At 31.5% G+C, this 16,968-nt stretch carries 17 protein-coding genes, 1 riboswitch and 1 other annotated feature; all 17 genes read left to right on the top strand.

The window, feature by feature from the left end:
• The first annotated feature begins 567 nt into the window (after positions 1 to 567).
• Positions 568 to 1,065 (top strand): translation initiation factor IF-3, encoded by a 498-nt coding sequence (infC, locus tag B5D41_RS13195; protein ID WP_327293291.1) that lies wholly within the window; start codon positions 568 to 570, stop codon positions 1,063 to 1,065.
• A gap of 48 nt (positions 1,066 to 1,113) precedes the next feature.
• Complete coding sequence (rpmI, locus tag B5D41_RS13200) at positions 1,114 to 1,311, top strand: 50S ribosomal protein L35 (protein ID WP_078811104.1); 198 nt, start codon at positions 1,114 to 1,116, stop codon at positions 1,309 to 1,311.
• A gap of 53 nt (positions 1,312 to 1,364) precedes the next feature.
• Entirely contained in the window at positions 1,365 to 1,718 is a 354-nt protein-coding gene (gene rplT, locus B5D41_RS13205) for a 50S ribosomal protein L20 (protein WP_078811105.1), read from the top strand.
• 88 nt (positions 1,719 to 1,806) lie between these two features.
• Positions 1,807 to 1,966, top strand: a riboswitch (cyclic di-AMP (ydaO/yuaA leader).
• A gap of 69 nt (positions 1,967 to 2,035) precedes the next feature.
• Entirely contained in the window at positions 2,036 to 3,379 is a 1,344-nt protein-coding gene (locus B5D41_RS13210) for a TrkH family potassium uptake protein (RefSeq protein ID WP_078811106.1), read from the top strand.
• Positions 3,380 to 3,405: 26 nt separating this feature from the next.
• Positions 3,406 to 4,053, top strand: coding sequence for a potassium channel family protein (locus B5D41_RS13215; protein ID WP_078811107.1), 648 nt, complete (start codon positions 3,406 to 3,408; stop codon positions 4,051 to 4,053).
• A gap of 48 nt (positions 4,054 to 4,101) precedes the next feature.
• On the top strand, positions 4,102 to 5,946 hold the full coding sequence (locus tag B5D41_RS13220; protein ID WP_078811108.1) for a sensor histidine kinase: 1,845 nt from the start codon (positions 4,102 to 4,104) through the stop codon (positions 5,944 to 5,946).
• Between the two features lie 12 nt (positions 5,947 to 5,958).
• Positions 5,959 to 6,330 (top strand): response regulator transcription factor, encoded by a 372-nt coding sequence (locus B5D41_RS13225; RefSeq protein WP_078811109.1) that lies wholly within the window; start codon positions 5,959 to 5,961, stop codon positions 6,328 to 6,330.
• 26 nt (positions 6,331 to 6,356) lie between these two features.
• A complete protein-coding gene (locus tag B5D41_RS13230) occupies positions 6,357 to 7,052 on the top strand; it encodes a response regulator (protein WP_078811110.1) in 696 nt (231 codons plus the stop codon).
• A gap of 44 nt (positions 7,053 to 7,096) precedes the next feature.
• A complete protein-coding gene (locus B5D41_RS13235) occupies positions 7,097 to 7,495 on the top strand; it encodes a potassium channel family protein (protein WP_078811111.1) in 399 nt (132 codons plus the stop codon).
• Positions 7,496 to 7,515: 20 nt separating this feature from the next.
• A complete protein-coding gene (locus tag B5D41_RS13240; RefSeq protein WP_078811112.1) occupies positions 7,516 to 8,193 on the top strand; it encodes a potassium channel family protein in 678 nt (225 codons plus the stop codon).
• A complete protein-coding gene (locus B5D41_RS13245; RefSeq protein ID WP_078811113.1) occupies positions 8,190 to 9,668 on the top strand; it encodes a TrkH family potassium uptake protein in 1,479 nt (492 codons plus the stop codon). The genes B5D41_RS13240 and B5D41_RS13245 overlap by 4 nt, the downstream gene beginning before the upstream one ends.
• A gap of 53 nt (positions 9,669 to 9,721) precedes the next feature.
• Positions 9,722 to 11,089, top strand: a complete 1,368-nt coding sequence (locus tag B5D41_RS13250; RefSeq protein ID WP_234983965.1) for a TrkH family potassium uptake protein — start codon at positions 9,722 to 9,724, stop codon at positions 11,087 to 11,089.
• Between the two features lie 23 nt (positions 11,090 to 11,112).
• Positions 11,113 to 11,766: a potassium channel family protein gene (locus tag B5D41_RS13255; RefSeq protein ID WP_078811114.1), complete on the top strand. Its 654-nt coding sequence runs from the start codon at positions 11,113 to 11,115 to the stop codon at positions 11,764 to 11,766.
• Between the two features lie 10 nt (positions 11,767 to 11,776).
• Entirely contained in the window at positions 11,777 to 12,586 is an 810-nt protein-coding gene (locus tag B5D41_RS13260) for a TrmH family RNA methyltransferase (protein ID WP_078811115.1), read from the top strand.
• Positions 12,587 to 12,667: 81 nt separating this feature from the next.
• Positions 12,668 to 12,772, top strand: a complete 105-nt coding sequence (locus tag B5D41_RS14030) for a YqzL family protein (protein ID WP_143555728.1) — start codon at positions 12,668 to 12,670, stop codon at positions 12,770 to 12,772.
• Positions 12,773 to 12,803: 31 nt separating this feature from the next.
• Positions 12,804 to 13,043, top strand: a binding site (T-box leader).
• A gap of 124 nt (positions 13,044 to 13,167) precedes the next feature.
• Positions 13,168 to 14,187, top strand: coding sequence for a phenylalanine--tRNA ligase subunit alpha (gene pheS / locus B5D41_RS13265; RefSeq protein WP_078811116.1), 1,020 nt, complete (start codon positions 13,168 to 13,170; stop codon positions 14,185 to 14,187).
• A gap of 47 nt (positions 14,188 to 14,234) precedes the next feature.
• Entirely contained in the window at positions 14,235 to 16,631 is a 2,397-nt protein-coding gene (gene pheT, locus B5D41_RS13270; protein ID WP_078811117.1) for a phenylalanine--tRNA ligase subunit beta, read from the top strand.
• Positions 16,632 to 16,968: the final 337 nt, after the last annotated feature.

Raw genomic sequence — 16,968 nt, forward strand, 5'->3', positions numbered from 1 at the left:
ATTCTAAATACCACAGTAAAATCAGATACAATTTTAATTGTTTTCCTTAGCTGAAGATTATAAAATATTTTTTAGATCAGTACAAGGATAAAGGCTTTGCCCGTGCTATCGCACGTCCTTGACAGATTTAAAAAATATATTTTGAGTATTTGTAGGGAAAACAAATGAATTATTATTTAAAGTATTGATATATAATTATTATAGATAAGCAGATCATTTATTTTTATGTAAAATTTTGGATAAATAAACAGAGGACAATTTTTTTAGAAAAACCGTGCATTTAACCTTGCAATTCTCAGCTAGTAAAAAAATAAATTGAGTATTTGACTTAATTAAAATAATATGCTATAATTGAGTGAAAATGAAGTAGAGGCTCATCCGCTTCTCACCTATTAGCATAAGCTGTTATTAGGTTAATAAATCTCTGGATAATTTTATTTGGAGAAGTATTTTGATAAATTTTGCGGGTGGTCTATGTCTAATAGATTACCCGTTTATTAATTTTTTAGTTTTGTTGTTTTGGTTCTAAAAAATCAGGAGGTGTATAAAATTAGTAAAGATTTAAGAGTGAATGAAAGAATCAAGGCTAGAGAGGTTAGGGTAATTGGTAATGAAGGCGATCAGATAGGTATTATGCCGTTGAAGAAAGGACTAAATTTAGCTAAAGAAAGAGGATTAGATTTGGTACAGGTAGCTCCTAATGCTAACCCACCAGTTTGTAGAATCCTTGATTATGGTAAATATAAATATGAACAAGCTAAAAAGGCTAAAGAAGCTAAGAAGAATCAAAATGTCATGAATGTTAAAGAAGTACAAATGAGCGTTAAAATTGAAGAACATGATTTTAATGTGAAATTAGACATGGCAGAAAGATTTTTAGATAATAAAGATAAGGTTAAAGTTAAGATTAAATTTAGAGGTAGAGAGATCACTCATAAGGAATTAGGATATGATCTTATGGAAGATTTCTATGCTGAATTGGGAGATAAAGCCAAGATGGAAAGTAAGCCTAACATGGAAGGCCGTAATATGATAATGATCTTAACACCTGAAAGTGATAAGTAATTAATAATTATATATTATATCTAATTATTAGAAGGAGGAAATAAATCCATGCCTAAAATGAAGACTCATAAAGGCGCTAAGAAGAGATTTAAGAAGACATCTAAAGGTAAGTACAAGCGTAAAAAAGCTTTCAAGAATCATCTTCTAACTAAAAAATCTAGTAAGAAGAAGAGAAATTTAAGCAAGGACGCTGTAGTTGATAAATCTGATCAAAAGAGATTAGATGAATTATTACCATATGAATAATCAAATTCTTATTAACATTACATGAATTGTTTTAGACAAAGGAGGGATTTATGATGCCACGCGTTAAACGAGGTAATAGACGACTTAAAAAAAGAAAGCGTATTTTAAAATTAGCTAAAGGATACTTTGGATCTAAGAGTAAGCTATATAGACCTGCTAAAGAACAGGTATTGAAGTCATTACATTATGCTTATAGAGATAGAAAGCAGAAAAAGCGAAACTTCAGAAAACTATGGATTACTCGAATTAATGCAGCTGCTAGAAAACATGGACTTTCTTACAGTAGATTTATCCATGGTCTTAAGCAAGCTGATGTTGATATTAATCGTAAGATGTTAGCTGAATTAGCAGTTAATGATGATGATTCTTTTGCTGATTTGGTTGAATTAGCTAAAGAGAATATTTAAGTATTTAAAAAGCATGAGAATTATTCTCATGCTTTTTTTAACTTTACATACTTTAAAAGTTATAGTATAATATAATCAACAATTTAAGATAGTTAAAGCGCTTAATTCCATTTTGGAAATGGGGGACCCAATTTTTTTTGGGGTGAATCATATCTTCAATGTTACTAATATAAAGGATGGAGGTATGTAGGGTTACTCTTTCAACCCGAACCCGACAGCTAACCTCGTAAGCGTAGAAGGAGGAAGACCAAATAATCCACAGGTAGGTGTTCCTGTGGTTTTTCTATGTCTAATTTAAATTAGAAAGGATTGGAAATATGAGACCAAATGAAAGATTTGATCTTAATAATTTAACTCCAGCTCAGATTCTTTCCCTAGGTTACTTAGTAATTATTTTGATCGGTGCTATCTTGCTTTCATTACCGATTGCTACTGCTAGTGGAAAGAGTATGCCTTTTATTGATGCATTATTTACTGCTACTTCAGCTACAGCTGTAACTGGGTTAATTGTAGAAAATACTAGTATCTTCTTTTCAATTTTTGGGCAGGTAGTAATTATGGTCTTAATTCAAATTGGTGGTTTAGGAATTATGACTATGTCAACTCTATTTGCGTTTTTAGTTGGAAAGAAAATTACTTTAAAAGAACGTCTAATTATTCAGGCAGATTTAGATCAATTTCAGTTATCAGGACTTATTCGTTTAGTTAGATATGTTTTGTTAGTTACTTTTATGATTGAGGGGACAGGAGCTTTAATCTTATTTACAAGATTAATTCAGGAATATTCTTTAGGTAAGGCTTTATATTTATCAGTTTTTCATGCAATTTCTGCTTTTAATAATGCTGGTTTTGATTTATTTGGAAATAGTTTAGAAGGTTTTACTGGAGACATTACTATTAACTTAGTAATTACTACGCTAATCATCTTAGGTGGGATCGGTTTTGCTGTAATTGCTGAATTATATAGTGGCAAACGTAAATTTAAAGATTATTCATTACAGACTAAATTAGTTTTAAGTGTGACTGCATTTTTAATTGTGATTGGAACAGTAGTATTTTTCTTTTTAGAGTATTCTAATCCAGAAACCATGGGAGGACTTTCGTTTGGGAAGAAAGCATTGGCGTCTTATTTCTTATCTATAACCCCACGAACAGCTGGATTTAATACTGTACCAACAGGGGCATTAAAAAGTTCTACATTATTCTTTGTAATTATTTTAATGTTTATTGGTGCGTCCCCAGGTTCTACTGGAGGTGGAGTTAAGACAACTACTTTTGGAGCTTTATTTGCAGTAGTTTATGCTATGGTAACTGGGAGAAGTGATGTAGAACTATTTAAACGACGATTAGCTAAAGAGGTTATCTTTAAAGCATTATCTATAATTATGATTTCATTATTATTAATAGTAGCAGTGACTATGGTCTTAACTATAACAGAGAATATGAAATTTTTAGATCTGTTTTTTGAGACAGTTTCTGCTTTTGGTACTGTGGGATTATCTACAGGTGTAACCGGTGAATTATCAGTAATAGGTAAATTATTAATTACAATTACTATGTTTGCAGGTCGAGTTGGTCCATTAACTTTAGCTTTAGCTATTGGCCGTAAAGAAGAAACAGCTAATATTAGATATCCAGAAGAAAAGATCTTGGTTGGTTAATAAGTTTTAGTTTTGGAGGGGATATAATGAAGCAGTTTATTGTAATAGGGTTAGGACGTTTTGGAAGTAGTGTGGCAACTACTTTAGCAGAAAAAGGACATGATGTTTTAGCCATTGATTTAGAGGAAGAACCTGTGCAGGAGATCAGTAATATAGTAACTCACGCTGTACAAGCCGATGCTACTGATGAAGATGCATTAAAGACTTTAGGTGTTAATAATTTTGATGTAGCAGTAGTCAGTATTGGTGATAATGTTCATTCGAATGTCTTAGCTGCTTTAATTTTAAAGGAATTAGGAGTAGAGTATGTTGTTGTTAAAGCTCAAGATAATTTACATGGAAAAGTTCTAAGTAAGATTGGCGCTGATAAAATAGTCTATCCAGAACGTGATATGGGAACACGGGTTGCCCATAATTTAGTTACTTCTAATGTCTTAGATTATATAGAATTAGCACCAGATTACAGTATCATTGAAATATTAGCTACTAATAATCTAGTAGGAAAGACATTACAAGAATTAGAATTAAGGAGTAAGTTTGGAGTCAATGTAATAGCAATTAAAAAAGGTAAAGAAATTAATGTTACTCCTGAGGCTGATGATAAGGTTGAATCTAGAGATATTTTAGTAGTAATGGGAGAAGAGGAGAGGTTAGATAAATTAAGAGAATATTAAATTAATCTTTAGATAAGAATAGGAATAGTTCAATATAGGAGGAAGATTATGTTTAACACTTTAAAAGCTAAAATTTTAGCTGGATACTTAATCTTAATCTTAATTATTACTGGAGTAGCATTCTGGTCAATTAATAATTTTTTAGGCTTAAGTAATGCTATCAATGACATTATGGTCGAAAATTATCGTAGTGTAATTGCAGCTGAAAATATGATTGGTTCATTAGAACGTCAAGATAGTGCGGAACTTTTATATCTATTTGGGAAGGAAGAAAAAGGCCTCAAACTCTTTAGGAATAATGAGAAGGATTTCTTAAAATGGTTCTCTAGAGCTGAGGATAATATAACTATTGAAGAAGAAAGAGAGATTTTAGATAAGATTGATAAAGAGTTTACGAAATACTTACAGAATTTTAATCAATTAAGGGATAGGTCTAGACAGAATCAGAACTTAGCGAAAGATTTTTATTTAAGCCAAGGGATGCCGCAGTTTAATCAAATTAAAAAGATATGTGAGCGGTTATTAGATGTTAATCAAAATGCTATGGTTACTGCCCAAGAAAGGGCTAATAATAATGCTAAAGATGCTGTTTATTCTACAGCATTGGTTTCGATCTTAGCTATTGTGTTAGCTTTAGTATTTGGAATTTATATTTCAAATTTAATTATTAAACCGACTAAAAAGTTAACAGAAACTGTAGAAAAGGTTGGCCAAGGTGATTTAAACCAAGAGATTGAAGTAAAATCTAATGATGAAATTGGAGAATTGGCTACTGAATTTAATCAAATGACCCAAAGATTAAAAGAATATGAAGAAATGAATGTTAGTAAATTAGTAGCTGAAAAGAATAAATCGGAAGCCATTGTTAAGAGTATTAATAGTCCTATTGTAGTTACTGATAAAGAGCATAGAATAGTTTTATTAAATCCAATTGCAGAAGAATTATTTGGTATTAGAGAGAGCGAAGTCATCAACAAACATTTTCTAGAAGTTATTAAAGAAGAAGATATATTTAAAGAAATCGAAAGAATAATTGAAGATAATCAATCTGAGGCATCAAGACAGCAAGAGAAGGTTTTACAGTTGGATTATCAGAACAAAGAACATTATTATAGATTGATGGTGACTCCAGTATTGGGTAAAGAAAGGGAAGTATCCAGGGTGATTACATTTTTAGATGATATTACTCATCTTAAAGAAGTGGATGATTTAAAGTCTGATTTTGTTTCTACAGTCTCACATGAATTTAGAACTCCATTGACTTCTATGAATATGGGGCTTAGTCTATTGCTCGAAGAGACTCCTGGAAACATAAATGAAGATCAAGAAGAATTATTAGATGCAGCCCATGAGGATTGTAAGCGCTTAATGGATTTAGTAGATGATTTATTAGATTTATCTAAGATTGAATCCGGTAAGATTCAATTTGAATTAGATAAGGTGAATTTAGTTGACTTAGTGAAGGCTTCAATTAGACCACTTGAGAAGCAAGCTACAGAACAAAATATTAATCTTCTTGAAAGTATTCCTGAAGAATTGCCATTAGTTAAAGCAGACCCAAATAAGATAACATGGGTTTTAAGTAATTTAGTAGGTAATGCTTTACGATATACAGAAGGTGAAGGGGATATAGAAGTAAGTGCGGCTAAAAAGGGTAATAGAGTATATGTATCAGTTGCAGATACAGGGATCGGTATTCCTGAAGAATATAGAAATAAGATTTTCGATAAATTTGTGAGAGTTAAAGGTGAAGATGCTATTGATGTTAGCGGGACAGGGTTAGGTTTAGCTATAGTTAAGGAGATCGTTGAGGCACATGGCGGTAAGATTTGGGTGGATAGTGAATTAAATGAAGGTAGTACTTTTACCTTTACCCTATTACTCGCTGATTAGGAGGGGCAAATAGTGAGTCAGATTTTATTGGTAGAAGATGAAAAAAATATAATTTTGGCAACTAAGATGTGTTTAGAAGGTGCTGGTTATGATGTATTAGTAGTTAAAGATGGTTTAACGGCCATAGATACAGCATTTAATTATAAACCAGATTTAATATTATTAGATATCTTAATTCCTAAGATGAATGGTTATTTAGTCTGTGAAGCTTTACGCCAAGATGAACGAACAAAGAAACTTCCTATAGTTATGTTAAGTGCTAAAGCTGAAGAAGAAGATATTAAAAAGGCTATGAAATTAGGTGCCAATGATTATCTAGTTAAGCCGTTTGAACCTAAAGAATTATTATCTAAGATTAAAGATAATATTGAAGCACTTAATTAGAAAAAATCTTTAATGAGGTGATAAAAATGGTAAAAAAGATTTTAATTATTGATGATGAAAAAAATATTCGTAATACTTTAAGACAGTGTTTACAGACTGATCAGTATGAAGTAGAAACAGCGGTTAATGGTGAAGATGGAGTTCGAAAATTTAAAAAGAATAATTATGACTTAGTTCTTTTGGATATGAAAATGCCAGGGATGGATGGAATGGAGACTTTAGGTAAATTAAAAGAGATTAACAGTAAGGCTGATGTAATAATGATTACTGCATATGGTACTATTGAAACAGCAGTAAAAAGTATGAAATTGGGAGCTTGTGATTATTTAAGGAAACCTTTTTCACCAACAGAGATTCGGGAAATAGTAGATCGTGTATTAGATAGACAGGAATTACAAGAAGAAGAATTGACTGATTTCAATTCTTATGTTGAATTTGCTAAATCTTGTATTACTAATCGCAAATATGATAAGGCAATGAAATACTTGAAGGAAGCTATTAGTTTAGATGCTACTAAACCAGAACCATTCAATTTATTAGGAGTCTTATTAGAGATAGAAGGTAAAATCAATGAAGCCCAAAAACAGTATCGAGCTGCTTTAGCCTTAGATCCTACTCATAAACCAGCACAGGATAATCTAGAAAGAACAGGTAAATTTGACTATAGTATGAGAGATATCAATCTGGGAGAGACTGCGGATGATGAAGAAGAAGCTGAATAGATGCAAAATAATGTTAATCTGTTAAAGTAAAGGGTGATGAGTATATGTATATCTTAATTGTCGGTTGTGGTAAAGCTGGTTCTCATTTAGCTAATTCTCTTTCTAAAGAAGGAAATGATGTAGTAGTAATTGATAATAGAGAAGAAGCTTTTAACAATTTATCAGCAGAATTTACTGGTTTTAATCTACTAGGAGATGCAACAGAACTTGAAATCTTAAAACAAGGTAAAATAGAGCAGGCGGATGTAGTGACTGTTACTACTACTGATGATAATGTGAATTCTATGATTGCCCAAATTGCTAAAGAAATCTTTGAAGTTCCTGAAGTAGTAGCTAGAGTTTTTGCTCCTAGAAGAGAGGAGATTTATAATCAATTAGGAATTGACACAATCTGTCCTACTACTTTATCAGTAGTTGAATTTGAAAAAGTGATTACTAGATAGTAAGATGAGGGGGCAATATCATGAAAGTAATACTTATTGGAGGAGGGAAAGTAGTCTATTTTTTGGCTAAAACTTTTCTTTCTAAAGGTTATGAGGTTGCAATTATAAATAAAGATCAAGATTATTGTGAAATTTTGGCTAAACAATTAAAAGCTACTATTATTCATGGGGATGGATCTGATCCTTATTTTTTAGAAGATGCAGGTGCTTTACGATCTGATGCGGTAGTAGCCTTAACTCCTAATGATCCTGATAATTTATTTATTTGCCAGTTAGCAGAACAGAAATTTCAAGTTCCTAAAACTTTTGCTGTAGTTAATAATCCAACTAACGAATGGGTTTTTCAAAAATTAGGAGTTACTAAAGTAGTTAGTACTACGTCAATCATCGCTTCGTTGATTGAACAACAGGTAACAGTAGATGATGTGACAAATCTTTTCCCTATTGAAGAAGGAAAAGTAACAGTTACTCAAGTTGTTTTAACAGAAGACTCACCTGTTTTAGGTAAGGATTTGAGTGAAGTAGGGTTGCCTTATGATTCGGTACTAGGGTCTATCATTAGGAAGAATGAAGTGATTATTCCTAGAGGTAACACCCGATTGTTAGAAGGAGATAAAGTGATAGTTATTGCGTTACCACAAAACCAAGCAGAAGTATTTAAAGTTCTATTAGGGCATGAAAATGAGGGAGAAAGATGAGATATAAACGCTTACTTAAAGAACGTTATAAATTATTAATTAAATATATTGGAGCCTTAACTATAGGAATTGGAACTTTTTTATTGTTACCTTTATTAATTCTATTTTTTTATCCAGAAGAAATAGTTTATTTGACTGATTTTTTAATTCCTTCAGTTATTTCTTTAATAGTTGGTTTCTTGGCTTGGAAACTTATTCCTTATGAAAAAAAAGTTACTCTTTCATTAAAAGAAGGTGGAATTATTGTCTTAATTTCCTGGATTATAGCTATTGGAGCTTCAGCAGCTCCTTTTGTTATTGCAGGAGATTTAAATATAACTCAAGCTGTCTTTGAGGCAACAAGCGGTTGGACAACAACAGGATTATCTGTTGTTGATGTTACTAAAGCGCCACATGTTTTCTTATTGTGGCGTAGTATTATGCAATTCTTTGGTGGGGTTGGATTAGTAGTTGTAATGTTATCTTCAGTTTTACATCCTTATGGTTTTGGACTATATAATGCTGAAGGGCGGAGTGATAAACTTTTACCTCATGTTAAACGTTCCACTAAAGCAATCATGTTAATCTATTTAGGTTATATTACTGGTGGAGTATTGTTGTATATATTAATAGGGATGACTCCATTTGATGCTATTAATCATTCAATAGCAGCATTATCAACAGGAGGTTTTTCTACTAAGGTAAATAGTATCGGTCATTGGAATAGTTTACCAATGGAATTAATAACTATTATATTGATGATTTTAGGAACAATTAATTTTGCCACTCATTTTACTCTGTTAAGAGGAAAAATTAAGACTTTTTTTAGGAATGGGGAGATTAGATTATTATTCTTTTTAATTGCTTTGTTTGCTCCTATAGTTACTTATTTTTCTATGACAGAAATCTATAGTAGTTTACCTACGGCATTTAGAAGAGGAATCTTTGAAGTTGTTTCTGCTCTTTCTACTACGGGTTATTCATTGGATGTTTTCACTAATTGGAATCAGTTTGGGGTTTTAGCCTTAGTTCTTTTAATGTGGATTGGTGGTGGAACTGGCTCAACAGCAGGTGGTATTAAGTTATATAGGATTTACTTAATGTTTAAATCGTTTATCTGGCAATTAAAGACCTATTTTTTACCTGAAAATGTTATTGTTGATAATTATATTTGGCATGGAGATAGCAAAGCTTATATAAAAGAAAAGTATATTCGTCAAATCGCCAATTATATATTTATTTATATGGTAACTTATTTTATCGGTGTTTTAATTTATTTAGCTCATGGTTATTCATTATCTAAGGCTATGTTTGAATTTGCTTCTTCTTTAGGAACTGTTGGTTTATCAATAGGAATTACTGGTCCAGATGCTCCAGTAACTATTTTATGGACAGAAATTATAGGTATGTTTTTAGGAAGATTAGAATTTTTTGTTATTTTCTTTGCCATAGCTAAATTATTTAAAGATATGAAGGTGCTTAGTAAGAATAATTGATCTATTATCTAAATAATTCTTACCCTAAGTTATAATGATCTCCCAGAGTGGAGATATTATATTATGATATATTAACTTTGGAGGTGGGAATTATTACTTTAGGAGCTAAGTCATTATCACCAGCACAGTTTTTAGTATTAGGTTATATTATTGTAATTTCAATAGGAACTCTTTTGTTGAGTTTGCCGATTGCTACTGTAAATCAACAAGGGTTAAGTTTAATAGATTCTCTTTTTACTGCGACTTCTGCGACAGCAGTGACTGGGTTAATTGTGGTGAATACTAGTACATATTTTACATTCTTTGGTCAAATGGTCATTTTATTATTAATTCAAATTGGTGGATTAGGTTTTATGACTACTTCTACACTCTTTGCTCTATTATTAGGGAAGAAAATTAATTTAAGTGAAAGAAGAATTTTACAAGAAGAGCTCAATCATTTTGATCTAGCTGGTTTAATTAGATTAGTTAGATATGTAACCTTGTTAACATTAGGAATTGAATTTATAGGAGCAGTCTTGCTTTTCTTTAAGTTAATATATAAATATCCTGTACCGCAAGCTATATTTTATTCAATATTCCACTCTATTTCAGCCTTTTGTAATGCTGGTTTTGATTTATTTGGAAATAGCTTAGCCAATTTTACGAGTGATTTTTATGTGAATATGGTGATCACTAGTCTATTTATCATAGGTGGAATTGGTTTTGCAGTAATTGCTGATTTATATCGTTATAGAAAGTTTGAACGTTTTTCTTTAAATACTAAATTGGTATTGGTAACGACTATTACTTTAATTTTGTTAGGTACGGTCGTTATCTTTATTTTAGAATATTCGAATCCAGCTACTTTAAAGAATTTATCATTGAAGGGGAAGTTGTTAGGAGCTTATTTTCAAGGAGTAACACCGCGAACAGCTGGTTTTAATTCCATAGCTACTGGAAAGATGCGAAGTGCTAGTCTCTTTTTTACTATAATTTTAATGTTTATTGGAGCTTCACCAGGTTCCACTGGTGGAGGATTAAAAACAACTACAGCTGGAACCTTAATAGCAGTAGTAGCTAATTTAGTGCGGGGAGAAGATGAAGTTATATTATTTAAAAGAAATTTAGCTCGAGATATAGTTTATAAAGCATTAGCTGTTACTATCATTTCTTTGGGTTGGGTTATATTTATAACTATGATTTTAACTATTACTGAAACAGCTAATTTTTTGCAAGTTTTTTTTGAAGCAGTTTCTGCCTATGGAACAGTAGGACTATCAACGGGAATTACCGGATCTTTAAGTACTATAGGTAAAATAATAATTGTTCTCACCATGTTTTTAGGAAGAGTAGGTCCTTTAACTATGGCAACAGCTATTGGTGAAAAGGAACAGAAAGGTAAGATTAAATATCCAGAAGAAAAGGTGCTAATCGGTTAGTATGTTAACAGGGAGGCAATAAGATGAAACAATTTATAGTAATTGGATTAGGAAGATTTGGTTCTAGTGTAGCCAAAACTCTTTCTGAAAAAGGTTATGATGTTTTAGCTATTGATAGAGCTGAAAGTAAAGTACAAGAGATATCTAATATAGTTACCCATACAGTACAAGTTGATGCTACAGATGAAAATTCTCTTAAAACTTTGGGGGTTAGTAATTTTGATGTAGCAATAGTTAGTATTGGTGAGGATATACACGCCAATATTTTAGCTACCTTAATATTAAAAGAATTAGGAGTTAAACATGTAGTAGTTAAGGCTCAAGATAGATTACATGGTAAAGTATTGAGTAAAGTAGGAGCTGATAAGATAGTTTATCCAGAAAGAGATATGGGAACTAGGATAGCCAATAATTTAATTTCATCTAATATGCTGGATTATATTGAATTTGCGCCAGATTATAGTATTATAGAGATAAAGGCGACTAAGAAGATGGATGGTAATAGTTTGGCTGATCTAGAATTAAGGAGTAAATTTGGAGTTAATGTAATGGCAATTAAAACAAGAGAAGGATTAGAGATTACTCCTGAAGCAGAGAAAATAATAAGAATGGGAGATGTATTAATAGTAATCGGTAATAATAAAAGTTTAGAAAAATTACGTCGTTTTAGTAGTTAGGGGGGGTTTGATGTCTGGAATAATTTCTAGTGCTCAGAATTCAAAAGTAAAATTTTTAAGATCATTATATAGGAAAAAGTATCGTCGTAAACATAAGAAGTTTTTATTGGAAGGTAGTCGGATTATCACTGAGGCTTTAAAAGAAAATGTAGATATCTATCAAGTCTTTTATTCAGATCAATTTTTAGATAGGCAGAGTAATAAAGAATTAATTAATCGACTAAAATCGCAAACAGAAGTGATTCAGATTACAGATTCTTTATTAAAGGATATAGCCGACACTGAAACTCCACAAGGAATTATAGCCATAGTTAATCAGCCTGAATTTGAATTAAATGAATTTTTAGCAGATGATAATGATTTCTTTTTGATTATAGACCAAGTTCAGGATCCTGGAAACTTAGGTACAATTATGAGAACTGCTGATGGGGCTGGAGTTGATGGAATTTTTATATTGAAAGGAACAGTCGATATTTATAATTTGAAGAATATTAGAGCTACTATGGGTTCAATATTTAGGTTACCAATTTTTAACTTAGATCGGCCAGAAAATATCAAAGAGGTATTACAGACAGAAGATATTCAGGTAGTAGCAGGTGAGATTACCACTAATGATTACTATTATGATTTAGATTATCGAAAACCAACAGCTTTAGTAGTTGGGAATGAAGGTTCAGGAATACGGAATGAGGTCTTGGATTTGGTAGATCATAAAGTGAAAATTCCATTGAATTCAGGGATAGATTCTCTAAATGTAGCTATTGCTACTGGAGTAATGCTTTATGAAGTAGTAAGGCAGCGAAAGAAAAGTGGAGAATGACTTGTAAAGGTTTAACAGTTATGATATAATCTATTTTAACAGATATGATTAATAAAATTCCTTGAAAGGGTGTGGTCTTTAGTGGTGACCGCAGATTTGTTCTGGAAGCTTTTTGAACAGACAGGCTCTATTCAGGCGTATTTGGCTTATAGGATTCTTATAGGTACTGCTTATGGAACTCTTTAATTATACTAAGCAGTAAATAATTTAATAAGAGATACAGGCTAAGAAAGAGTGTAGTAATCTAGTGTCAGTCTTTACAGGGAGAAGGTACTATTGATTGAGAGTGTCTTTAAAGATATATTAGATGAAGTTTCGCTCTGGAGCTATTCGATTGAAAGATAGTAGGTCGAATCGGTTTCCCACCGTTAAATGGAAGTAAGAGTTAATATCTAATTGATTTTCATTAAATTAGCTAGAGTAAGTAGGGTGGTACCGCGGCTCTCTCGTCCCTAAATAGGATGAGAGGGCCTTTTTTATATTTAGGGATTAAATTATGAGTTATAATTTAAATTTATATATAGTACTCATGATTTTTATTTATAGCTTAAAATTTATTATTATATAAGGAGGATATGAAAATGGAGGAAAAGTTAAAAGAAATTGAGCAAGCAGCCATTAATGATGTGGAAGAAGCAGTTGATTTAGAAGATTTAGAACAGGTTCGAATTAAATATTTAGGAAAAAAAGGAGAGATAACTGAGATTCTTAAAAATATAGGTAGTTTACCTTCTGAACAACGGCCAGTGGTTGGTAAGTTATCAAATCAAATCAAGGGCAAATTAGAAGGATTAATTGCCAAAAGAAATACTGAATTGAAGGAAGTCCTTAAAGAAGAAAAATTGCAAACGGAACAAATAGATGTAACATTACCTGGAAAACAAACAGATTTAGGTAGTAAACATCCTTTAACTCAAACCTTTAACGAAATAAAAGAGATCTTTCTTGGGTTAGGGTTTAAAATAGCTGAAGGTCCTGAAATCGAAAAGGATTACTATAATTTTGAAGCTTTAAATATTCCTAAAAGTCATCCAGCGCGGGATATGCAGGATTCTTTCTATATTTCTGAAGAAGTTTTATTGAGAACTCACACTTCGCCGGTACAAGTAAGAACTATGGAAGAAAGCGAAGTTCCGATTCGAATTATTGCTCCTGGGCGGGTTTATCGAGTAGATGAAGTAGATGCTAATCACTCTCCAGTCTTTCATCAAGTAGAGGGATTAATGATAGGTGAGAATGTTTCATTTAGTGATTTGAAAGGTATTCTAATTAAAGTAGTAAAGGAGTTATTTGGTGAAAATAGAGATGTAAGATTTAGACCTAGTTATTTTCCATTTACTGAACCTAGTGCTGAAGTAGATGTTTCTTGTGCAATATGTGAAGGAGAAGGATGTAGTACTTGTTCTCATACTGGTTGGTTAGAGATACTGGGTTCTGGTATGGTACATCCTAGGGTTTTAGAAATGTCAGGTTTAGACCCAGAGAAGGTAAGTGGTTTTGCTTTTGGAATGGGAGTAGAAAGAATTGCTATGTTAAAGTATGGAGTTACCGATATTCGTTTATTCTATGAAAACGATAAAAGATTTTTAGAACAGTTTTAAATGAATTTTAATTGTAACATCAATATATTTAAGGAGGTAAAATAGTAATGAATGTTTCATATAAATGGTTACAAGAATATATAGATTTTGATTATAGTCCTCAAGATTTAGCAGAAAAATTAACTTTAGCTGGTTTAGAAGTTGATAAGATAGTTTATCAAGGTGAGGGATTAGAAGATGTAATAATCGGTAAAATTTTAGAGATTAATAAACATCCTAACGCCGACAAGTTATCGATTTGTCAAGTAGATTTAGGAACTACAGAAGAAGAGATAGTCTGTGGTGCTAATAATATGGAGAGTGGCGATAAAGTACCAGTAGCTCCAGTAGGGACTCAATTGCCAAATGGTATGGAAATCAATGAGGTAGATTTAAGAGGAGTAAAATCTCGAGGGATGCTTTGCTCTGCCGATGAGTTAGGATTACAAGAAGACAGAGCTGAAGGTTTGATGATTTTAGATCAAAGTTTAGAAATAGGAAGTAAGTTTATAAATGCTTTAAAATTAAATGACTTTATTCTTGAATTAGATTTAACTCCTAATTACGCTGATTGTTTAAGTATGATAGGAGTAGCCCGAGAAGTAGCAGCAATGACTGGAAATGAATTAAAACTGCCTGAACCTAAATTTGAGGCTAAAGGACTTGAAGTTTCTGAATTAACAAGTATTAATGTAGAAGATGAAGATCTATGTCCTAGATATACAGCAAGAGTAATTAAAAATGTAGAAGTAAAGGAATCTCCTTTATGGTTACAAAAACGATTGAGAGCTATAGGAATTAGACCAATTAATAACATAGTGGATATTACTAATTATGTGTTAATGGAGTTTGGCCAGCCATTACATGCATTTGATTATGATAAATTAGCTGAAAATAGAATTGTAGTTCGTAGAGCTAAAGCTGGGGAAAAATTAATAACACTTGATGACGAAGAAAGAGAATTAGATGAAGATATGTTGGTTATTGCTGATGCCCAAAAACCTGTTTGTGTTGCAGGAGTAATGGGTGGAGCTAATAGTGAAGTAACAACTAAGACAACTAATATTTTGCTTGAGTCAGCTAGTTTTAATCCAATTAGTATTAGAAAAACAGCTAAAAAGTTAGGGTTACATAGTGATTCATCACATAGATTTGAACGTGGTGTAGATATTAATGGTACTAATTTAGCTAGTAAGCAAGCGATTGAATTAATTTTAGAATTAGGTGGAGGAAAAGTAGCTAAAGGAGTTATTGATGCTTATCCTGAACCAGTAGCACCATTAAAGTTAGAATTAAGAACCGACAGAATTAATAAGTTATTAGGAACTGAGATTTCTTCAGAAGAAATGGTGAATTTATTAGAAAAATTAGAGTTTGGTATTGAAGAAAAAGATTCTAAATATATAGTTAAAATACCTACCTTTAGAGGTGATATAAGTCGAGAAGCTGACTTAGTAGAAGAGATTGCTCGTATGTACGGATATGATAAGATAGAAGTAACATCACCTTCAGGAAAAATTCTACAAGGTAAAAAGACTTGGAGACAGTCAATAGAAGATAAGACTTTAGATATTTTAACAAGTCTAGGCTTGTTTGAAATTCAGACATTTAGTTTTACTAATCAAAAAGTATTTGATCAAATAAAATTACCTACAGATAGTAGCTTAAGAGATACTGTAAAATTAAATAATCCTTTAAGTGCTGAACATGAAGTAATGAGGACAACATTAATCCCAAATCTATTAGAAGTATTGAATAGAAATGTTAATCGCAATATAGAAAATATGGAAGCTTTTGAATTGAGTAGGGTCTTTACGCCGAAAGAAACGGAATTACCAGAAGAAAGATTATTATTATCTGGTGCAATAATGAAGAAACAAGATAATGATATGTGGAACTTAGATGCTGCTAATTTCTTTACTGCAAAAGGTAAAGTGGAGAGGTATTTAGAGGAATTAGGAATTGCTGATTATGAATTTATTAGTAGTCAACATCCAAGCTTTCATCCAGGAAGAACAGCAGAAGTTATGATTAAAGGAGAAAAAGCTGGGTTTTTAGGTGAATTACATCCTGATGTGATTGAAGAATATGATCTTTTATCTAGAACAACTCTATTTGAATTAGAATTTGAGGTTATAGTAAAGCATGCCAGTGATGATGTTATTTATGATGAATTACCGAAGTATCCAGCATCTACTCGTGACATTGCATTAGTAGTTAAAGGAGAAGTTACATCACAACAGATTGAAGATATTATTAAAGGGTTAGCAGGTGAATTATTAGAGGAAATAGAACTATTCGATGTATATCAAGGAGAACAAGTAGAAGCAGGATATAAAAGTTTAGCTTATTCATTGATTTATCGAGCTAAAGATAGAACTTTAACTGATGAAGAGCTTAATGAATTACAAATAAAGATAGAGAATAAGTTAGATTCAAAAGTAGGAGCTAAGATTAGACAGTAATAATTTAAATGATATATGTTTATACTACATTATTAGTAGTGTGCTTTTGATTTTAATTAAAGCACACTACTTTTTTAATAGGTTGTAATAATTTTTACTTAGTCTCTACTATTTATATATAAGTATTTTTAATTAAGATAAAATAAATCTATGTGTTTTTTTCTTGACATCTTTCAAGTAGTTTGTTACACTATTAACTGTCGCTTGAGAAAAACGACAAACTTTGAGTTATTATTTGAAATTATGACTTGACATAATTTGTTTGAGATGTTAAGATAGTAATTGTCGCTTGAAAAAAGCAACCGCAAAAGATTGATATTTTTCTTGATAAACTTTA

Source organism: Selenihalanaerobacter shriftii, from assembly GCF_900167185.1.
Taxonomy (GTDB): Bacteria; Bacillota; Halanaerobiia; order Halobacteroidales; family Acetohalobiaceae; genus Selenihalanaerobacter; species Selenihalanaerobacter shriftii.